This is a genomic window from Chitinophaga pinensis DSM 2588 (assembly GCF_000024005.1).
GTDB lineage: Bacteria > Bacteroidota > Bacteroidia > Chitinophagales > Chitinophagaceae > Chitinophaga > Chitinophaga pinensis.
The window spans coordinates 2,303,333-2,325,041 of sequence record NC_013132.1; the positions used below are offsets into that span (position 1 = coordinate 2,303,333).

12 protein-coding genes are annotated in these 21,709 nt (G+C 44.1%); 8 read left to right on the plus strand and 4 right to left on the minus strand.

Annotation, left to right across the window (positions count from 1 at the left end; all coding sequences use genetic code 11):
* Nucleotides 1-28 precede the first annotated feature (28 nt).
* The 3 genes from CPIN_RS09495 to CPIN_RS09505 all read right to left on the minus strand — a co-directional run bounded on the left by CPIN_RS09495 (nucleotide 29) and on the right by CPIN_RS09505 (nucleotide 2,790).
* On the minus strand, nucleotides 29-1,033 hold the full coding sequence (locus CPIN_RS09495) for a FecR family protein (RefSeq protein ID WP_012789561.1): 1,005 nt from the start codon (nucleotides 1,031-1,033) through the stop codon (nucleotides 29-31).
* Nucleotides 1,034-1,096: 63 nt separating this feature from the next.
* Nucleotides 1,097-1,696, minus strand: a complete 600-nt coding sequence (locus CPIN_RS09500) for an RNA polymerase sigma factor (RefSeq protein WP_012789562.1) — start codon at nucleotides 1,694-1,696, stop codon at nucleotides 1,097-1,099.
* 218 nt (nucleotides 1,697-1,914) lie between these two features.
* Entirely contained in the window at nucleotides 1,915-2,790 is an 876-nt protein-coding gene (locus CPIN_RS09505) for an AraC family transcriptional regulator (RefSeq protein ID WP_012789563.1), read from the minus strand.
* Between the two features lie 283 nt (nucleotides 2,791-3,073).
* On the opposite strand from CPIN_RS09505, the gene CPIN_RS09510 reads away from it, so the two are divergent.
* The 8 genes from CPIN_RS09510 to CPIN_RS09545 all read left to right on the plus strand — a co-directional run bounded on the left by CPIN_RS09510 (nucleotide 3,074) and on the right by CPIN_RS09545 (nucleotide 18,615).
* Complete coding sequence (locus CPIN_RS09510) at nucleotides 3,074-4,111, plus strand: LacI family DNA-binding transcriptional regulator (protein ID WP_012789564.1); 1,038 nt, start codon at nucleotides 3,074-3,076, stop codon at nucleotides 4,109-4,111.
* A 485-nt stretch (nucleotides 4,112-4,596) separates the two neighbouring features.
* Complete coding sequence (locus tag CPIN_RS09515; RefSeq protein WP_012789565.1) at nucleotides 4,597-7,713, plus strand: SusC/RagA family TonB-linked outer membrane protein; 3,117 nt, start codon at nucleotides 4,597-4,599, stop codon at nucleotides 7,711-7,713.
* Nucleotides 7,714-7,732: 19 nt separating this feature from the next.
* Nucleotides 7,733-9,625 (plus strand): SusD/RagB family nutrient-binding outer membrane lipoprotein, encoded by a 1,893-nt coding sequence (locus CPIN_RS09520; protein WP_012789566.1) that lies wholly within the window; start codon nucleotides 7,733-7,735, stop codon nucleotides 9,623-9,625.
* 208 nt (nucleotides 9,626-9,833) lie between these two features.
* On the plus strand, nucleotides 9,834-10,409 hold the full coding sequence (locus CPIN_RS09525; RefSeq protein ID WP_012789567.1) for a redoxin domain-containing protein: 576 nt from the start codon (nucleotides 9,834-9,836) through the stop codon (nucleotides 10,407-10,409).
* 71 nt (nucleotides 10,410-10,480) lie between these two features.
* Nucleotides 10,481-11,767 (plus strand): cytochrome c, encoded by a 1,287-nt coding sequence (locus CPIN_RS09530; RefSeq protein WP_245552098.1) that lies wholly within the window; start codon nucleotides 10,481-10,483, stop codon nucleotides 11,765-11,767.
* A 469-nt stretch (nucleotides 11,768-12,236) separates the two neighbouring features.
* Nucleotides 12,237-15,545 carry a SusC/RagA family TonB-linked outer membrane protein gene (locus tag CPIN_RS09535; protein ID WP_012789569.1) on the plus strand — a complete coding sequence of 1,103 codons (3,309 nt, stop codon included), beginning with the start codon at nucleotides 12,237-12,239 and terminating at the stop codon, nucleotides 15,543-15,545.
* A 34-nt stretch (nucleotides 15,546-15,579) separates the two neighbouring features.
* Nucleotides 15,580-17,184 carry a SusD/RagB family nutrient-binding outer membrane lipoprotein gene (locus CPIN_RS09540; protein WP_012789570.1) on the plus strand — a complete coding sequence of 535 codons (1,605 nt, stop codon included), beginning with the start codon at nucleotides 15,580-15,582 and terminating at the stop codon, nucleotides 17,182-17,184.
* A gap of 114 nt (nucleotides 17,185-17,298) precedes the next feature.
* Entirely contained in the window at nucleotides 17,299-18,615 is a 1,317-nt protein-coding gene (locus tag CPIN_RS09545) for a monooxygenase (protein ID WP_012789571.1), read from the plus strand.
* A gap of 311 nt (nucleotides 18,616-18,926) precedes the next feature.
* Here the strand turns inward: CPIN_RS09545 and mutS are convergent, their stop codons facing one another.
* The gene (gene mutS, locus CPIN_RS09550) at nucleotides 18,927-21,533 is read right to left on the minus strand and encodes a DNA mismatch repair protein MutS (RefSeq protein WP_012789572.1); all 2,607 of its coding nucleotides are present in this window, start codon (nucleotides 21,531-21,533) and stop codon (nucleotides 18,927-18,929) included.
* Nucleotides 21,534-21,709 lie beyond the last annotated feature (176 nt).

Here is a 21,709-nt window from a genome sequence, read left to right on the forward strand (position 1 = left end):
ACGGGGCAATTGTACTGTCAGCATATTCTTATTTATTCTTTAATAGTACGGTGTCCTTTCCGATGGTGTAGGAAAGTGATTCTGTGAGACAAATGGTTTCAATGACATTTGCCAGGGTTTCCTGTCTGAAATTGCCGGTATAGGTCCAGTCTTTCTTGTCGCTCTGATTGATGACGGTTACGCCGTACCGGTTCTCGATAGCAATGCGTACCTGTTCATAAGAAGCGTCTTTGAATACCAGATAACCTTTTTGCCAGCCAATCGTTTCTTCCGCGTTAAATGTTGTTTTAACCAGTTGCAATGAGCGGCGGTCAAAGCTGGCCTGTTCGCTTGGCTGTAATATGACAGGAGCCTGAGCGTCGGTAGCGACTTTCACTTTGCCGGTCAGCAGGGCCACAGTAATCTGTTGTTCATGGGGGTAAGCGCGTACGTTGAAGGTAGTGCCAAGGGCAGTGGTGCTGACGTTTCCTGCGTGCACGGTGAATGCATTTTCGGGTTTCGGGGCAGCGTCAAACCATGCCTCGCCTTCCTCCAGGTATATATCGCGGCTACTGCCGGTGAAATGCTCGGGATAGCGTAAACGGGTGGAGGCATTGAGCACGATCGTACTACCATCTTCCAGTACCAGGTGTTCCTGGTTACCTTTAGGCGTATTGACGGTCACAAAGCCATCCGCTACGATGCGGCTGGTCCGGGCGATATTTCCTGCCAGGGGTTGTTCCGGTGAAGAGGGGTTGGCGGCCCGCTGTTTTTGCTGGAAAAACCATGCGCCGGCGGCTACCAGTACGGTAACGGCGGCTGCTACGTAATACCAGGAACGCATGAGGCGTCGTACCGGTGTGGCAGGTTGTATATGATTGATGAGCGTACGTTGTACTGCGGCGAGGTCTGCCTGGATCTCGCGCTCATTTTTAGGCGACGTATACTGGTCGCCAATGCTGTCAAACCACTCTTCGATAACGGCTGTTTCTTCCGGGGTGCATTGGCCTTCGTTATAACGTTCTAATATTTTCCTGATCTGATCTTGCTCCACTGCTTGCAATTTTGAAATGTCCCAATGATAATCTGATGTCGTACCAGAGCGGCAGAAGTACCATTAATTAGCAAAAAATGAGTAAATCGCCTGTGTTGTGAGTAGAAACAGTACAAGATCTGTTCTGGCATGATTGGCTCTAAGTATCTTAAGGGCTTTGGTAATCTGATTTTTAACGGTTTGCTGTGAAAGTCCGAGCCTGACGGCTATCTGCTCAACTGTCTGATGCTCAACGCGGCTCAGCATAAAGATCTCTTTCATACGTTCGGGAAGATGATTGATCGTTTCAAACACATCCTGTGTACGGGTCTTGCTGTCAACCAGTTCGGCGATGCCGCCCGGCTGTACGTCGAAGTGTTCGATCAGTTGTTGCAGGTATTTACGATAGGTGGAATTTTTACGGTAGATATCAATGATCTTATGTCTGGCTGACTGGTACAGGTAAGACTTCAGGGATTCATTGACGCTGATAGACTGCCTCCTTTCCCACAGAGAGGTAAACAGGTCCTGCAATACGTCTTTGCCGGCTTCTGAACCATCTATTTTACTGAGGATATAAAGGTATAAAGGTTGACTGTAACGCTCATAAATAACGTTAAAAGCATTTACACTGTCTTGTTGGAGCAGCGATAGTAATTCTTGGTCAGTATAATTACTATACATGGAATACAGTAAAAAGATTTTGGTTGATAAATGGTTTATTATCAGCAAATAACTCCATTTATATTGGCATCTTTCGTTATCAGCCGGAAGGAAATTAATACATTTTACTCAATTACCAAATAATTTACAATGGTCTATCCGCGCCATGGTGCTTACCTGGCTGAGGATCAGTGCATAGGCTTACTATTTTTAGCAGTAAGGCATTATAAGCGTATATCTCACGCTTCTTTCAGTCTTAATTCGTTCTTATATTCCTTCGGTGTTTTACCGACAATCTCTTTGAAAAAGCGGTTGAAGTTGGAAAGATTCTTGAATCCACAGGAATAGGCAATTTCTGCAATAGACCAGTCTTCCTCTGTCAGCCGTTTACAGGCATGGCCGATACGTACTTCATTGAGGAACTGTACGAAAGACTTCTTTGTACGGTTCTTAAAGAAGCGGCAGAATGATTGTGGAGAAAGGTTGGTAATGCTGGCTACATCCTGGAGAGATATCTCTTTGGAGAAATTACCCATTACATACTTGAATACTTCATCAATCTTGTGATTGTCTTTTGCATTGAAAGCATGTGAATAGCCTGTGCTGGCGAGGTACTGCACATCTTTTGTTTCTGCCAGTATTTTAAGGATATTAAGCAGGGAAATGATGCGTTCCAGTCCTTCCTTTTTAGGGAGGGACAGTATCTGTTCTTTCAGCATGTCATAGGTGGGACCCAGTATTTTCATACCGCGTTGCGCCCGGTGAAAGAGATCCGTCAGTGATTTGGTTTCCGGCAGACCGTAAAACTTTTCTCCGAAAATGTCTTTCGGAAAATAGATCACCACTGACCTTGCTTTCAGCTGATCGTTGTTTTTGTGGTAGCTTTCATCATTATACCATACGTGTGGAATATGTGGGCCCAAAAATACCATGTCGCCCACATCAAAACTTTCAATGCTATCCCCCACGATCCTTTTCCCGTTACTTTCCATCACAAATACCAGTTCGCATTCCGGATGAAAATGAAACGGTGTATTGAAATAAGGATCACATCGCTCAATGATGGTAATCTGATTGTCGGCAAATGCCCCCACTTTTATAAGTATGGGTTTCATGTAATTATATTTTAAACTTCCCTTTAACCCTGTAAATGACTCTCGAAACAGTAGTAAACACTATCCTGGTATATGACCCCTGCCATTGCATGCCGGCAGTAACTAAAATCCCCCTGACAGAACTTTTTCTCAGAAAGTGCCAAATTATCAAATTTTGGTTAAAAAAGCATCATTTATTCGTAATAATCACATTGAAAAAATTATGGCCCTGATATTATTTTATTTGGCAATCTGCACTTAAGATTCTAATTTTCTAACGAATATCAAACCAAATCTGAATTTCGTGAAAGGAATATCCATTAAAGATATTGCCCAAGAGGCAGGTGTTTCTCCTACAACAGTTTCTTTTGTATTAAATGGTAAAGGCAAAGAAAAAAGAATCAGTGAACAGGTCAGCAAAAGGATCCTGAAAATAGCAGGAAAACTGAAATATAAGCCTAACCAGCTTGCCAGAGGGCTACGCACCGGCAAAACGAAAACCATCGGATTAATAGTAGAAGATATCGCCAACATCTTTTTTGCCAATGTTGCCAAAGTTGTTGAGGACGAGGCCGATAAGTTTGGTTATAAAGTGCTTTTCGGCAGTACTGAAGACAATGAGGAGAAAGCCAAAGGCCTGCTTGAAGTACTGCGTTACCGCCAGGTAGATGGTTATATCATTACCCCTACGCTCAATCTTGATAAGGAAATTGCCGCATTGCAAAAGCCGGTCGTATTGATGGACCGTTACTTTCCCAATATTGCCGATTCCAACTACGTGGTAGTGGATAATTTCCAGGGAGCCTATACGGCTGTCAGTCACCTGGTAGAGCAGGGCTATAAAAAGATCGGTATCATTACTACCACTTCTGCCCAGATCCAGATGCAGCAGCGACTGGACGGTTTTGTGGACGCTCTGCAAAAACATGACCTTCCTGCGGGTAAAAATGTGATCAAACGCCTTCCTTTTGACCTGGACAGAGCCGGATTCATTCAGGAAATTACCCAGTACCTGCAGCAAAACAAAGACCTGGATGCCTTGTTCTTTGCTACTAACTACCTGGGTATCTGTGGAATAGAAAGTATTCGTTCTATCGGATTGCATATTGGTACTGACATCGGTATGGTCAGCTTCGACGACCATGATATCTTCCGCCTGCACAGCCCTTCTATCACCTGCGTAGCGCAGCCGGTAGAGGAAATAGGCCGCCGGCTGATACATATGTTGATTGCCGAACTGGAACATAGCACGGAAGCAAGTGCCCCACAACATGTTGTATTGTCTCTTGAACTCAGAAAAAGAGAATCTTCTATGCCTGCTGTTCATCATGTGAACGCCTGATTCCACGAGCCACGGGATGAGAAAGACTGATACTATGCTATCATTTATTGTATCAATTTTCAAAAAACGAGGTATTTCCACACGACTTTTTTAGGACTTAGCGCTTTTATGGTCTTTTCATGTTATTGTTTTATCTATTACGTGCGTTACTACTCAGGAATATAACATCATTGTGTCATTTGAATAGCGCGGAACTACTGTATTTTTACCGAACTGTAAGCGAGAACTACTAAAACGTTTTTATAGCATCTGCTCCGGCAGGAAAACGTTATCAGCATATTTAAATCAACTGGAACTAAATCATTCCACCAACAACTAATTATTCAGGACTCGGGAAATTTCTAAATAATTAACAACAAAACAGAGGGACAGAAACACGGAAAAACAACGGGAGCTGCTTAGCTGTATGCAACTTGCATATTGGTTTAACTAGTTGCATTGTCATAATTTTTTATTATCCACAATCATCATCAATCTATCGAACTATGAGAAGATTACTGATCTTTTTATCGCTATTCCTATGCGTATGCTTCAACGTGTCCGCCCAGGATAAACAAGCGGTATCAGGTACTATCAGAGACGCAGATGGCAGTCCGCTGCCCGGCATTACGATCCTCGAAAAAGGCACTAAGAACGGCGCGCTTACAGACGCCGCCGGATCATTCAAGTTACAGGTGAACCCCAAAGCTGTGCTGGTAATTTCCGGAATCGGTTTTATCTCACAGGAAATAGCCGTAAATGGCAATTCCAGCCTCAATGTAAGTCTGGTAGTAGACAACAAAAACCTCGGTGAAGTAGTTGTAACGGCACTAGGTATCAAACGTGAAAAGAAATCACTGGGTTATGCACTGCAGGAATTAAGCGGCGATAAACTGGTTGAAGCAAGAGAATCTAACCTGGCAAATGCATTGACTGGTAAAGTATCTGGTCTGCAGGTATTACGTTCAAGTAATGGTCCTGCTGGTTCTACAAAAATCACACTGCGTGGTAACAACTCCCTGACTGGTACTAACCAGCCGTTGATCGTGGTAGATGGTATTCCTTTGGATAACTTCACCGGTGCTACGAACAATGACTACTGGAACCCTTCCAAAGATATGGGTAACGGTCTGGCAGATGTTAACCCGGAAGACATCGAAACGATGTCAGTGCTGAAAGGACCTTCTGCGGCTGCATTGTATGGATCCCGTGCAGGTAATGGCGTTATCCTTATTACCACTAAGAGCGGTAGAAAACAGAAAGGTGCAGGTATCACTTACAGTTCTCAGGTGGGTTTTTCCCAAATCTTCGCTAGTCCTGACAGACAAAACACTTTTGCACAGGGTAGTGAAGGTATCTTCGATCCACAGTCTGCAGGTAGCTGGGGGCCGGCGATCGATGGTCGTAACGTAACTGACTGGTCAGGTAAACCAACAACCCTGCAGTCTTATGACAACGTAAAAAACTACTTCGATAAAGGTTTAAACTTTAAAAACACGATCTCCTTTCAACAGCAGGTAAGTGAAGGTACTTCTATCTATACCTCTATTACGCACCTGACTGATAAAGGTATCATCCCAGGCAGCAAACTGAATCGTACTAACCTGACTGCTCGTGCAGTATCCCGTTTTGGTACCAACAAACGCTGGACAAGCGATACGAAAGTACAGTACATCAATTCAAAGGCAAATAACCGTCCGCAGAATGGTGACAATACTGGTAACGTATTCCGTACACTTTATGCACTGCCTTCCAATATCGATATCAGAGATTTCAGCGCTGCTAAAAGAGAAAATGGCAAAATGTTGTGGTTTGGTTCCGGTAATGCAGTGAACCCATACTGGGGCAAACTGTATGACCTGAACGAAGATATCAGAGACCGTTTCCTGATGACCGGATCATTGAAATATGATTTCACTTCCTGGTTAAATGCTGAGTTGAAAGCAGGTGCGGATATCTATGGTACTAATGCAGAAGCAAAACGTTATGCAGGTAGCCCTTCTCCTGCGAATGGTAGCTATAGCCGCAGCAAAGAGACTTTCTCTGAAGTGAACTACAGTGCATTGATCAGTGCCCGCAAAGACAACCTGTTTGGCAAACTGGGTGGTGCAGTAACAGCAGGTGGTAACCTGATGAAACAACAACGCGACCGTCTGGACGCAAGTGTTGGTGAATTGCAGATCCCTGACTTCTTCTTCCTGAACAACGGTCGTTCTAATCCAACTATCACACCAACGTCTACTGAAAAGAGAATTAACTCTGTATACGGTACTGTTGGTGTTAACTGGGATGCTTACTGGTTCGTGGACGTAACATTACGTAACGACTGGTCTTCCGCACTGAGCAAAGCAAACAGGTCTTATTTCTACCCATCAGTGAGCACATCTCTGATCGTGACCGATATGATCAGTCACCTGGGTGGTGAAATGCCTAAATGGTTATCATATGGTAAAGTACGTGCGTCTTATGCAATGGTAGGTAATGACCTTGCTCCATACAGCCTGTACAACACCTATGATGTAAGTAAAGATCCTAACGGCAATACTGTTGTAAAAAGAAAGAACACCCTGTATGATGCTAATGTAAAGAGTGAGCTGATTAAATCTACAGAGGTAGGTGCTGAACTGAAATTGTTCAACAACCGTCTGGGTGTTGACTTCGCATGGTATAAATCCAATGCTACCCGTCAGCTGATCGATCTGCCAATGGACCCGCTGAGTGGTTATTCTTTCAGAAAGATCAATGCCGGTGACATCGAAAACACTGGTATTGAGTTAATGTTGAATGCACGTCTGGTTGATAATCCTTCCGGTTTCTCATGGGATATGGGTGCAAACTTCTCCAACAACAAGAACACCGTGAAATCAATTTCTCCGGATATTTCCCTGTATTCTTTAGGTGGATTTGATGATGTACAGATCTACGCAGCAGCTGGTCAGAAATATGGTGAGATCTGGGGTACAGCATACCAGAGAGTAACTGATCCTGCGAGCCCTGCCTTCGGTAAACAGATCGTAAGTGCAAGTGGTTATCCGCTGGGTACAAGTGATAAAGTAAGATTAGGTAATCAGCAGCCAAGTGCCATGCTGGGTATTACCAACACTTTCTATTATAAGAACCTGTCTCTGGGCTTCCAGGTAGACGGCCGTTTTGGTGGTAAAATGTTCTCCGGTACCCTTTCTTCATTGCAGAGAAGCGGTTCAGCAGCAGAAACTGTTGTGAATGGAAAACGTGATCCGATAGTAGTAGATGGTGTTGTATATAATGATGCAACCAAGACATACGATCAGAATACAGTAGCAGTAAATCCTCAGCAATATTGGGCAGACGGTATCAACGTGAGAAACGTAGGTATAGTAGAAGCTAATCTGTATGATGCTTCCAACATTCGTCTGAGAAACCTGAATATCGCTTATAATCTGCCTTCCAGATTATTGTCTAAAACACTGGTACAGAGAGCGAGCGTTGGTCTGTCCTGCACAAACGTATGGCTCATCTCCAGCCACATGAAAGGCATAGATCCTGAGTCTGTATATGCGACCAACACGAATGCTATAGGTTTTGAAGCTGGTAGTGCGCCTACTTCCCGCACTTTCCTGTTCAATTTATCTGTTAGTTTCTAATTGCTGAAAAAAAGAATTTATGAAAAGTATAATCAAGAGTGCTTGTATATTAATGGCCGGTAGCATGCTGTTTCAGTCATGCTCCAAATTTGAGGAGATCAACAATGATCCAAACTCTGCAAGCGAAAGTCAGATAGAGGTTGAATATGCTATCAACGGATCTATCACTGGTGCACAGATGAACCCGGATGTGGCAGAAAGGTCTTTCGTACTCTACTGGAAAACTGCTGGCCGTCAGCACAGACAGGGTGGTTTATCCAGCGGTGGTTATGATGATGGATGGACAACTGCCTATTACAATCAGGTGTCCGGCTGGCTGAATGGTGTGAATCTGGCAGCACAACTGGCAGAATCAAGAATTGCAGCAAATACCGCAAAACCATACACCAAAAATCTCTTACAGGTTGCGCGTATCTGGCGTGCTTACCTGCTGAGTGAAGCGTCTGATAACTTTGGTCCTATGCCGATCGAAGGTTTTCAGGGTAAGAACCCAACTTTCTCCAGTGTGAAAGATGTGTATTACTATGCACTGAAGGAACTGACCGAAGCAGTAGCTGCCATTGATGAATCTGTGGTAAATGCAGATGGACTGGATAAATTCGATCCGGCATATGGCTACGATTATAAAAAATGGAAACGTTATGCCAACTCCTTGCGCATGCGTCTGGCAATGCGTTTATCAGAAGTTGACGGAGCAAAGGCAAAGACAGAATTTGAAGCAGCAGCTGCTTCAGGTATGCTGATCACTGATGCTGATCAGACTTTCAAAGTGCAGGAAAAAGAAGGCTGGGATGACCTGACAGGTGTAATGAGCCGCGAATGGAACGCACAACTGTTGTCAGCTACACTGAACAATCTCTATATTGGCCTGGGTGGTATTACTTCTGAACAGCAGCTGCCGGATTCCCTGCATCCTTATATCAAGGCTGCTGATTATATAGGCTTGAAGTTTGCTAATCACATGGCTTCAATGTCCAATGAACCAACGATCGGTTACTGGTTTGATGGTTTGCATAAAACAATGGATCCGCGTGCTTATAAAGCGTTTATCATTCCTGGTCAGTTCAATAACCCTGACTTCTCTTTCTATCCAAGCTACACCAACGATGCGAGAACAGTAAAACGCAGTATGGATGGATATGGTGACGTAGATGCGACATTCACATGGAATGCTTCTACCACGGGTGATTGGGGAGAGAAAGGTGCGAAGAACTTCCTGTTCACTTATCCAGGTACTAATCCACGTCTGGCACAACGTTTCAGAAACAGTAAAAATCAGCGTATCTTCTTTGCTCCATGGGAAACTTACTTCCTGATGGCAGAAGCTGCTGTGAAAGGCTGGACTACACCAGTATCTGCACAGGCTGCATATGAAACAGGTATAGCAAAAAGCTTTGAATACTGGGGTGTAACCGAATTCCTGGGATCTTATCTGACATCAACAGCTTACAATAACGTAGGTACTTCTGTAAGCTGGGGACATACTGCAGAACCTCCTGCAACTCATTCAATGAACTACATCGATGCTTATACAAAAGCACCAGGTACTGCTAACATCCTTTATCCTTCCAATACACTGTATAAAGGTGGTACTGTGAAGAACGACGTGTTAACAAAGATCATCACACAGAAATTCATTGCACAGGTACCTTGGTTACCACTGGAATCATGGAACGATCAACGTAGACTGGGTCTGCCGTTCTATGAAAACCCGGCGATCGAACGTCCGCTGCCAAACCTGCCAGCATTGACTGCGAGCAACTACATGACCAGCGACATCAAGTTCTTCCCACAGCGTATCAGATACCCGAGCAGCCTGTCTAACAGCAACCCTGCCGGTTATCAGCAGGCAGTTTCTCTCCTCGGAGGAACAGATGCTGTACTGACGCCGCTCTGGTGGGCTAAGCACTAATACTCGAGAGATTTAGGAAAAACTCCATGCATCATGCATGGAGTTTTTTTATTACCTGTTTTATTGTATATTGCCTCCACTTGAAAAATAGCTAAGGATTTTATCAACCGGATCATCTGTAGGAATCTATGAGAGCCTGAGCGCTGGTAGTGTACCACGCTGCATCATCAACGATCGGATTTATTGTTATGAGAAAACGAAAGTCACTATGCCTAAACTACTTGTGTGTGTCCTGTTGGCAGGGCTGCTATCCTTACAAGCCACTACGACAAAACTGATAGCCGGCACCGGATTTACAACAGGAGGGAGCCTGAAAGATTACAACGGAAAAACGCATACTATAAAACCCAGAGGAAAAGCAGTTGTATACCTGTTTCTTTCACCAGAGTGTCCGCTGTGTAAAAACTATGCCCCCGTGTTGCAGGCAATGCAGCAGAAATATCCTGAAATACAGTTCTATGGTATCGTGAGCGGAAAAACGTTCACGAGAGAGATGGTGGCGGAATATGCCAAAGACTACAAAATTACTTTTCCGATACTGATGGATCCTGATAAACATGCAGCTGAATCACTGAGAGCAACCGTTACGCCGGAAGCACTGCTGATAGGTGAAAATGGAAGAGAATATTACAGAGGACTGATCGATGATTGGGTAACCGGTCTTGGTACCAAGCGTGTGAAAGCAACAAAGCTGTACCTGTCGCTGGCGATTGAAAACCTCTTGTCAGGAAGCGACCTGACTTATGCTACACAGCCAATTGGTTGTCTTATCAGTAACTATTAATTCAATATGCCAATCAGGTGAGTATGCCGTGCAGGGTTGTTATCATTTTACTGTCGATGTTTTTATGGGAGATGCCATTTGCATCCGCGCAGAAGATTACATGGAATCAGCACATAGCGCCGATCATTCATGCTAATTGTACGCCCTGTCATAAAAAAGGAGATGCTGCACCGTTTGAACTGATGACATATGACGATGTTGCCAAAAGGGCCACATTTATAAAACAGGTCACCCAAAGCAGGTACATGCCACCGTGGAAAGCGGATAGTCACTATACTTCTTTTGCTAATGAAAGAAGACTGACGGATGAAGAGATCGCCATGATCGCTGAGTGGGCTGACAATAAAATGCCGAAAGGAAAAGAAGCGGCCCAACAGGAAGAAGTACATTTCGTGGAGGGAACACATTATAACCGTAAACCGGATACGGTGCTGCAGATGCCAAAAGCTTTTCATATCCAGGGCGATAACAAGGAACGGTTCATTGTGTATAAAATACCGTTCGAGTTGGCGACCGATATGAATGTGGAAGCGATCGAGTTTGTGTCGAATAACCGGAAAGTGATTCATCATGCAAATTATGAGATTGACGCAGTACCCGACCAGCAGCTTGACATTTACGCAGGACAGGATTATATCAATCTTACAGAAGACGACCGGAACAAATATGTACAGTATGTGCCGTTTCGCCAGCATATGATTTACTATGGCGGTTGGATTCCCGGTGCTACCTGTGAATCTTATCCCAAAAACATCGGCTGGGTAATGCCTAAGCGTGGTGTCATCTTACTGACATTACACTATGCACCAGTCGGAAAAGAAGAAGATAATATCAGTGGGATTCAGCTGTTTTTCACAAAAACGCCTGTCAAAAGAGAAATCCGGGCAGTCAGTTTCGGATCAGGCGGCGTAGGAGAGAAGGACATTGACCCCTACTTTTATATACCGGCGGATGCGGTGAAAACCTTCCGCCTAAAAGTTACAGTGCCCGAAGATCAATCGGTGATGTATGTATGGCCACACATGCATTATATCGGAACAAAATTCAAGGCATTTGGCGTTACACCTACTGGAGACACGGTTAAAATGGTATCAGTAACTGACTGGGACTTCAAATGGCAGGAAGTCTACTGGTATCCGACATTGTTGAAGTTACCCAAGGGTACGATCATCCATATAGAGGCGACCTACGACAATACCGCTGCTAACCCGGCTAACCCATCGTCGCCACCACGGCTGATTTACTCGAGTGGAGATATGAAATCGACAGATGAAATGTTAACACTTGTGATGCTTTACCTGACTCATGAGAAAGGAGACGAAACGATTAGCCTGAAAAATGAAAGCAAATCGAAATAGGGACTAATACTATTTTCTTATTTCATTACGTAATATTATCATTTTAACCCAATTGTTAACTAGAACACAAAAATCTGTTAAATGTTTCTTGTTCATTCTGTTTTTATTTTTTAGCTTGGCGTTCGAAAGTGAAATAATAATATTATTTAATGTGTGATTTGAGGAAAGCGAAAGAATAGGGACATGTAGAACAATGGAAATTTCAACAATGGAGGTAGCGGGAAATAAATATTAAATACCTATGCCGAATTATTTATCCCCGATACCATTTTCGTAAGCTAGTCTATTGTAAGAAGAAGGAAACTGTGCCAGGCGGTATATCGAAATCTGCTTTTTAATCTCAGCATTGCAAGTAAATTTTTTATGAAGGAACATTATGTGTTACCTCTTAATGGGAGAGGTGCATCTATACCTATGTGTTTTCATAAGGACTAAATAAAACATCATAAACTAAAATCCAAAGAAAGCTATGCGAAGATCTCTCTTAGTGTGTACATTGCTTTTCTTATGCTGCTGCTTTACTGCTTTAGCACAGACTAAGATAGCAGTGACGGGAACTATCAAAGATGCCAAGGGTACTCCTCTCCCTGGCGTAACCGTTAAAGAAAAGGGCGTTTCTAATGGCGCCATGTCAAACCCGGACGGGTCTTTCAAGCTGTCGGTTCCAGCTGAAGGTACATTAGTCGTTTCGTATGTAGGGTTTGTTACCCAGGAAATTCCAGTTGCTGGAAAAACTAACATCGATGTTACATTGCAGGAAGACAACAAAAACCTGAATGAGGTAGTTGTTACTGCAATGGGTATTAAAAGAGAATCACGTGCACTGGGTTATGCCGTAAGCACTGTGAGCTCTAAAGATTTAACACAGACTGCCAGCCCTAGCATCGGTTCTGCACTGTATGGTAAAGCTGCGGGTGTGAAAATCACGCAGGCGCCAGGTGGTGCTGCAGGTGGTGTGTCTATTCAGGTAAGAGGTGTATCTTCTGTAGGTCTGAACACGCAGCCACTGTATGTAATCGACGGTGTGCCTTTGAGAAACTTCAGCAATCCTGGATCCAACTCTTTCGGTACCAGCAATGGTCGTATCGAAAGTAACGGTGCCAACGATATTAACCCTGAAGATATCGAGAGCCTGACTGTACTGAAAGGTGCGAGTGCTACAGCGCTGTACGGTTCAGAAGCAACGAATGGCGTGATCGTAATCACTACTAAAAAAGGTGCAAAAGGCAAAAACGGCCTGGGTGTAGAAGCTAACTACTCTTACAACCAGGAAAAACTGGCGATGTCTCCTGATTATCAGAACGAATATGGTCCTGGTTACAACCCGGCCCTGAACCTGTCTGCTACCAATGGACAGAGCCGCGATGGCTGGTTCACTGAGACGGATGGCGCGCATCACCCTTACTACAGAGCTTACGGTTCATTCGGTGCTAAATTCGATGGCCGTGAAGTTACTTATTGGGATGGTACAAAAAGAAAATACGAAGCACAGCCTAACAACTACAAGGATTTCTACCAGACTGGTTACAATTCTCAGGCTAACGTTGCGATCTCTAACGCAAATGATAAAGGTAGCTTCCGTTTTTCTTACACTCGTCTTGACTACAAGAGCATCATGCCAGGTAGCAACCTGTATAAGAATAACTTCAACTTCAATGGTACCCTGAAGCTGAGCGAAAGAGTATCATTAGATGTTGTGTCCAGCTATAATAACTTCTTCAACCATAACCGTCCAAACGTACTGAGTAACGTTACCAACTCTTTTGGTGGTTTCTTCAGCCGTTTTGATGATATGAATGTCTATAAGACACGATTCCAGACCAGAGACGGTTACAAATACGTACTGTATAATAATACCAGCTATGGTCAGGAAGATAAATTCCTGTATAACATCAGAGCTAACCAGCTGCTGGACTACTTCTGGGATAACCTGCGTAACAGCTACGATGAAACCCAGAACCGTTTCATCAACAGTGCTACCCTGAGCATTAAACTGCTGGATAACCTGACTATCAGAGGTAGAGCGGGTGGTGACTTCACAAACCTGTATGCTGCTGATATGAGACATAACGAGAAACCAGCAAGACTTGGTTATAGCGGTATGTATGCTACAGAAAATAGAAATAACAATGTATTCTACGGTGACGTACTGGCTGTATACAATCCTAAACTGACGAAGGATCTGGATATGACCGTTACCGGTGGTTATACTGCACGTAAAACTACTTACAAATACAATAAGATCTCTTCCAACGGTGGTCTGGTATCTGAAAACTGGTTTAGCATCGGTAACTCTGCACAACAGGCAACTGTAGTGTCTGAGCGTGCAACTCAATACGATGTTGCTGGTTTCGGTATCATAAACTTTGCTTATAAAGGCTTCCTGTATATTGAAGGTACCGGCCGTTATGAGTCAACCAATACACTGCCTGTAGCAGTAAACTCTTACTTCTATCCGTCTTTCAACGCAGGTTTCATCCTGTCTGACGTAGTGAAAATGCCTAAAGCAATCAGCTACGCTAAGATCAGAGGTTCTTACGGTTTTGTAGGTAACCACCCGAACCTGTATCAGTCTAACGTACTGTACACACAGTATGGTGTGGCTTATGGCAACAACAACCTGCTGTATCAGCAGCCTAACAGTAAAGCCTTCGGTAACGCAAATCTGAAGTCTGAGAAAAAGAGAGAATCTGAGATCGGTCTGGAAACAAGACTGCTTGACAACAAAATCAGCGTTGACCTGAGTTACTATAACAACAAGGTGAATGATCAGATCCTCTTCAGATCTATCGCTACTACTACCGGTGCTGCAAGCCAGCTGGTAAACGCAGGAGATATCTCCAACTACGGTTTTGAAGCTGCGATCAGCGCAACTCCGATCGATAAGAAAGACTTCCGTTGGAATACCCGTTTCAACTTCGCTGTTAACAGAAACAAACTCACAAGACTGCCTGACGGTCAGACTTTCCTGGACGCAACAAACCTGGATAACCAATATGTTGTAATTCGTTCTCAGGTAGGTGAGTCTCTGGGTAATATCTATATCCACCCACGTGAAACAGACGGAAAAGGTAACATGATCGTTGACGAAAATGGTGTGTATACGCTGAACAAAACTGACTATGTTAAAGCTGGTAACATTCTGCCTAAATTAGTAGGTGGTTTCTCCAATACACTTTCGTATAAAAACTTCGCACTGGACTTCACACTTGACTACCGCTTTGGTGGTAACCTGATCTCAACGCCAACCTACTATATGTACGGTGCTGGTATGCTGAAATCAAGTCTGCAATACAGAGACGCAGCACGTGGTGGTCTGTCTTACCATGTTGAAGGTAACGAGCAGTCTCAGGATACTAAACAGTATACTTACGTACTGGATGCAAATGGTCCTTATCATGATGGTGTGATCCTGCCAGGTGTTAAAGCTGATGGTTCTAAGAATGACAGAGTGATCTCTGCTGCTGACCATTACTTCAATAACTACCAGTGGGGTGAAACCGGCGATTATAGCGCTGCAATCTTCAAAAACAATTACATTAAACTGCGTGAGGTAGCTGTAACTTACAACATCCCGAAAGCGTTTAGTGATAAACTGCACTTCCAGGGTCTTCAGGTGTCTCTGATCGGACGTAACCTGCTGTATGTTTACAAATCCCTGCCTAAAGGACTGGATCCTGAAGTTGGTGTAGGTTCTATGTGGTGGCAGCAAGGTATTGACAATGGTACCGCTGGTCCTACAAGAAGTTATGGAGCAAGCATCCGTGCTCGTTTCTAATATGTAATTGTGTAAAATTGGAAAATAGAAAATAATGAAAAAAATCTTTGTTAATATAGCTCTCGTCTGCTCAATGGCTGGTTTGTTCAGCTCTTGTGCTAAAAAGATCGAAGAGTCTTATTCCAATCCGGAGAAAATCTCTGAAGGATCTTTAAGTAAGCTGCTGTCAGGTATGTACCTTAACAAAAGGATACACCCAACCTACACTGATTATTATACATTCCTGATGCCGGCAATGGCAAACTACACACAGTTAGTAGCTGTTGCACCAGGTAACAATATGTATGTTCCAAACCCTTCCTACCTGGAAAGCCGCTGGACAGATTTTTATTCAGGTGTACGTGCTAATGACGGTGACGCGCCTGATTATAACTATAACGGCCCTGGTATCATGAGTAGCTACCGTGAAATGCAGACGACTTTAAGTCTGATGCCAGCTGCTGATCAGGAAAGAAATCAGGTGTTTCTGAAATGTGCGGAAGTATTAGTCTACGACCAGGCTGCTCAGATGATCGACCTGTGGGGCGATATCCCATTTACCAATTCAAATGGACTGAATACACCAGGCCGTACTGCGACCAATGCTTCATATGATGATGCAAAGACTTTGTATACTAAGTTCATTGCTGATCTGAAAGCGCTCAATACTTACTTTGATACCGCAAATATTCAAACAGATGTTAAGTCTGAACTGTCAACTGCTGATGTTGTACTGAAAGGTGACATGACTGCATGGCAGCGTTATGCAAACTCTCTTCGTCTGCGTTTGCTGATGCGTGTGTCCAACAGTGATGCATCTGTACAATCAGAGATCACTGCTATGCTGAGCGCTCCAACTACTTACCCACTGATCGCTTCCAACGACCAGAATGTACTATTCCAGGAAAAACCAACAGCTATAAGAAGTGACCTGGTTGATCCATTCAGAAATTATGGTTTCGCTCCGGAATATCTGATCAACACTTTGCAGGAAACAAATGGCGACCCTCGTCTGCATGTAATGTGGGATGAAGATGATAAGAATGGTTACAAAGGTTTCCCATGGAATGGTAGCGTAGGTGACTACGATGATGTAAACCGTCTGTATGCAGTATTTGATACCGCGACTTTCACTTACAATGATAACCTTCCAGGTGTAATCATCACCGCTTCTGAAGTTAGCTTCCTGAAAGCTGAAGCTTTCGAAAGATTTGGTGGTGGCGATGCGGCAACTGAATACAACAATGGTATCAGACAATCTATCGATTTCTACTACGGCATTAACAGGTCTGCAATTAAGAGACAAGGACAGGATGACTTCAATCGGGCACCACTGGCTGCTCCAGCTGCTGGAGTTATCGACGCCTTCCTCGCTAAACCTGCTATCGCTTATAGCGGTACTGCTACCGAAAAGCTGGCAAAGATCTATACGCAGAAATGGGAGCATTTCTTTGTAATGCAGGCAGGTCAGGCATGGGCTGAAATGAGAAGAACAGGTTATCCTGATCTGAAGTTCCCTAATGTTAGTAACTCTAGCGCGCCTACACCTCCTAAACGTCTGTTGTATCCTACCAACGAAGCGCTGTATAACACAGCAGAGTACAACAAAGTTGCTGGTAAAGACAAACGCGACACACCAATCTTCTGGGATGTTCAATAGTCTCTGATGATATTCCAAAAAGGGCCGGCATTATGCCGGCCCTTTTTTTTGCCCCTGCCTTTCCCCGTTTTTTTCTACCTTACAGTTCTTAACTGATTCCTTATTCCTGTGAAAATGCTGCACAAAGTATTCCGATCATTTTGCTGCTGCCTCCTGCTGATATTGCCGTTGCGCCACGTTTCCGCACAGCAGGTGACCTGGTCCCAGCATATTGCCCCCATTATTCACCGTAACTGCACACCCTGCCATCGTCATGGTGAAGCAGCTCCCTTTTCCCTGGTAACCTATGACGAGGTCGCCAAAAGAGCCAACTTCATTAAACGGGTGACTGAAAGCCACTACATGCCGCCATGGAAACCAGACCCGCACTATGTCACCTTCGCAAATGAAAGAAGACTGAGCGATGAAGAAATTAAACTCCTGGGCGACTGGGCAGAACACGGTATGCCGAAAGGGGAAGGAGAAGTGAAAGAAGTGCCACAAGCCTTTGTAGAAGGAACCCTCTTTCACCGGCCGCCTGATCTCGTAGTAAAAATGAATACCGCCTACACCCTCAAAGGGGATAACGTAGAACGTTTCATCGTATATAAATTACCATTCGAAATACCGGATTCCCTCGCCGTGGAAGCAATCGAATTTACCTCCAATAACCGCAAGGTCATTCATCACGCCAACTACGAGATCAATGATGTGCCGGATGCGGATTTCAACAATACCGCAGATTATGTGGATAACACAGAATCTCACCTTGATTATTACCAGCAATACGTTCAATACCGTAAAAAGATGAAATACTTCGGTGGATGGATTCCCGGCAGCAGCTATGAGTCCTATCCCGAAGATATCGGATGGGTCATGCCCAAACGGGGCGTCGTACTGCTGACCGTCCATTATGCGCCTGTAGGGAAAGATGAGGAAGTGATCAGTGGGGTACAGTTCTTTTTCAGAAAGAAGCCGGTAAAACGCCTGATTAGGGCTACAAGCTATGGTTCGGGAGGGGTAGGAGAGAAGGAGATTGAGCCTTTCTTCTATATTCCTGCGAATGTGGAAAAGAGCTTTAAAATGAATGTAAAACTCACCGAAACACAATCTATCTTATACGTATGGCCACATATGCACCTCTTAGGACAGACCTTTAAAGCATATGCCGTAACACCCGAAAAGGATACCATCCGTCTCATATCCATTCCGCAATGGGATTTCAACTGGCAGGAAATATACTGGTTCCCGAAAATGGTGAAGATCCCGAAAGGAACCATACTTACGATTGAAGGCAAGTATGATAATACCGTGAATAATGCCGCCAATCCATCCTTCCCGCCACAACTCGTCTATGGTGCCATGCGCACAAAAGATGAAATGATGACCATGATTATGCTATCGCTGCCCTATGAAAAAGGAGATGAAGAGAAGGATGTAAAACGACCGTAAGTCAATTAGGAATTAAGAATTAAGAATTAAGAATTAAGAATTAAGAATTAAGAATTAAGAATTAAGAATTAAGAATTAAGAATTAAGAATTAAGAATTAAGAATTAAGAATTAAGAATTAAGAATTAAGAATTAAGAATTAAGAATTAAGAATTAAGAATTAAGAATTAAGAATTAAGAATGAACTTTCTAATTGCCTTAAATGACATAAAAAAGGTGGCTGTTCTTCAGACATGAAGAATAGCCACCTTTTTATTCACAGCCGGATCGCTGCATTTAAATTCTTAATTCTTAATTCTTAATTCCTAATTTTTACAGAAGATTTTTAATCTCATTCAGCTTTAACAACGCCTCTACCGGCGTTAATCTATTGATGTCTACATCATTCAACATATCCCTGATTTCTTTGAAAGTATCGCTATGCGCATCAAAGATGCTGAGCTGTACTTTCTGCGTAGGTCCCGCCATCTCTTTCACATGTTTTTCCAACGGCGCATCAATGTGTTTCTGCTCCAGGTGTGACAGCACTTCATTGGCGCGTTGCAGCAACTGAGGAGGCATACCCGCCATACGCGCCACATGTATACCAAAGCTGTGGCGACTACCACCTGGCGCCAGTTTACGCAGGAAGATCACTTTATTACCGGATTCTTTATTGGTGATATGGTAGTTCTTGATACGACCATGTTTATTCTCCAGTTCATTCAGCTCATGATAGTGTGTCGCAAAAAGTGTTTTAGGCTTATGCGGAGTCATGTCATGCAGGTATTCCACAATGCTCCAGGCAATAGAAATACCATCGTAAGTACTGGTACCACGGCCGATTTCATCCAGTATTACCAGACTTCTTGGCGTGATATTGTTGATAATGCTGGCTGTTTCATTCATTTCAACCATGAAGGTAGATTCTCCACCACTCAGGTTATCCGAAGCGCCTACACGTGTAAAGATCTTGTCTGTTAAACCGATCTCCGCCGCGCTTGCCGGTACGAAGCTACCCATGTGCGCCATCAGTGTAATGAGCGCGGTCTGTCGTAGCAAGGCGGATTTACCACTCATGTTCGGACCCGTCAGAATGATGATCTGTTGTTCTTCTTTATCCAGTACAATATCATTCGCTACATAACTTTCTCCGGGTGGCAAACCTCTTTCAATAACCGGATGTCTGCCTTCACGGATGTCCAGGTGATATCCCTCTGTGACATTCGGACGACGGTATTTGTATTGAATGGCGTTATTGGCAAAACTTAAAAGACAGTCCAGTCGTGCCATCAGCTGTGCATTCTGCTGGATAGCCTGAATGTGTGGTTGTAATGCCAGCAGCAATTCGTCAAACAACTGTATTTCCAGTGCCAGGATCTTTTCTTCCGCACCTACGATCTTTTCTTCATATTCCTTCAGCTCAGGTGTGATATAACGCTCTGCATTGGCCAGCGTCTGTTTGCGGATCCAGTTTTCAGGTACTTTGCTTTTATGTGCGTTCGTTACTTCAAGGTAATAGCCGAACACATTATTGAACGCTACTTTCAGACTTGGAATGCCGGTCGCGTCAGACTCTGTCTGCTGAATACGCAGCAGGTATTCTTTACCTGAATGAGCAATCGTACGCAGGTTATCCAGTTCGGTATGTATACCGTTTTGTATAACGCCGCCTTTGCTGACCAGTATCGGCGGTGTTTCAACGATCTGTTCCAGGATGCGGCAAAGGATGCCCGGACATGGATTCAGTTTTTCACCAATAGCGGTCAGATAAGGATGCCCTGTCTTTGCCAGCAGTTGTTTGATCCCCTCCACCTGCTGTAAGGCTTTCGCCAGCATCATCACTTCACGCGGATTGATCTTCCGCAGAGGTATCTTGGAGACAAGTCTTTCCAGGTCGCCTGTCTGTTTCAGGTGTTGCAGTACATCCCTGGAAAGATCGGTTTCTTTGATGAAATGCTCGGTTACATCCAGTCTTTCGTTGATCTGTTTGATATCCCTTAATGGCAGTACCATCCAGCGTTTCAGCAATCTGGCGCCCATAGGTGTAACCGTCGTGTCCAGTGTTTTCAACAAGGTATGACCGTTTTCGACACTGCTGCCCAGCAGTTCCAGGTTCCTGATGGTGAAGCGGTCCATCCAGAGAAAATCATCCTGTTCGATGCGCTGGATGTTGGTAATATGTTGCAGATGTGGATGCTCAGTGTCGCGCAGGTAATGCAGACAAGCACCTGCCGCAATGATAGCGTCTTGCAAACCGTCTACGCCAAATCCTTTCAGACTGTGCGTCTCAAACTGTTTGAGCAGGGTTTCTTCCGCGTAATTGGTCGTGAAGATCCACTCTTCCAGTGTATATGTATAGAATTTGGAACCGAATTGTTCCTTGAAATGTTTTTGTTGCGGACGGGCGAAGATGACTTCTGCCGGTTTGAAACTCTGCAGGAGTTTATCCACATATTCCAGGTTGCCTTGAGCCACAAAGAATTCACCGGTAGAAATATCGAGGAATGCGACACCGGTCAGTTCTTTTCCAAAATGAACGGCCGCCAGGAAGTTGTTGCTGGCATTTTCCAGGATCTTGTCATTCACAGCCACACCCGGAGTGACCATCTCGGTCACGCCACGTTTCACAATACCTTTGGCCATTTTGGGATCTTCCAGCTGATCGCATACCGCTACGCGATAGCCGGCTTTAACCAGTTTATGCAGGTAAGTATCGAGAGAGTGATGGGGAAAACCAGCCAGATCCTGTTGTGAAGCAGAACCATTGGCTCTTTTGGTGAGTACAATACCTAATACCTTGGACGCGATGATTGCATCGTCATTAAAAGTTTCATAAAAATCTCCCACGCGGAACAACAACACAGCATCCGGGTAACGGGCCTTGATGGCGTTGTGCTGTTGCATGAGCGGGGTTTCTACCGATTTGCTTTTTGCCATTCGGCAAATATATAATAATGTGCGGATGTGCTGAATTTGAGATGTACACATCCCTGTTTGCAGCTGTGAAGATGTATTTTTGGTTGAAAAACAATCGTTTAGGATGTTGTTACTGCCTGGTGGAGACCTACGGCCCCCTGCAAAGCCCTTCAGTCCCTGAACACTTTACATTTTAT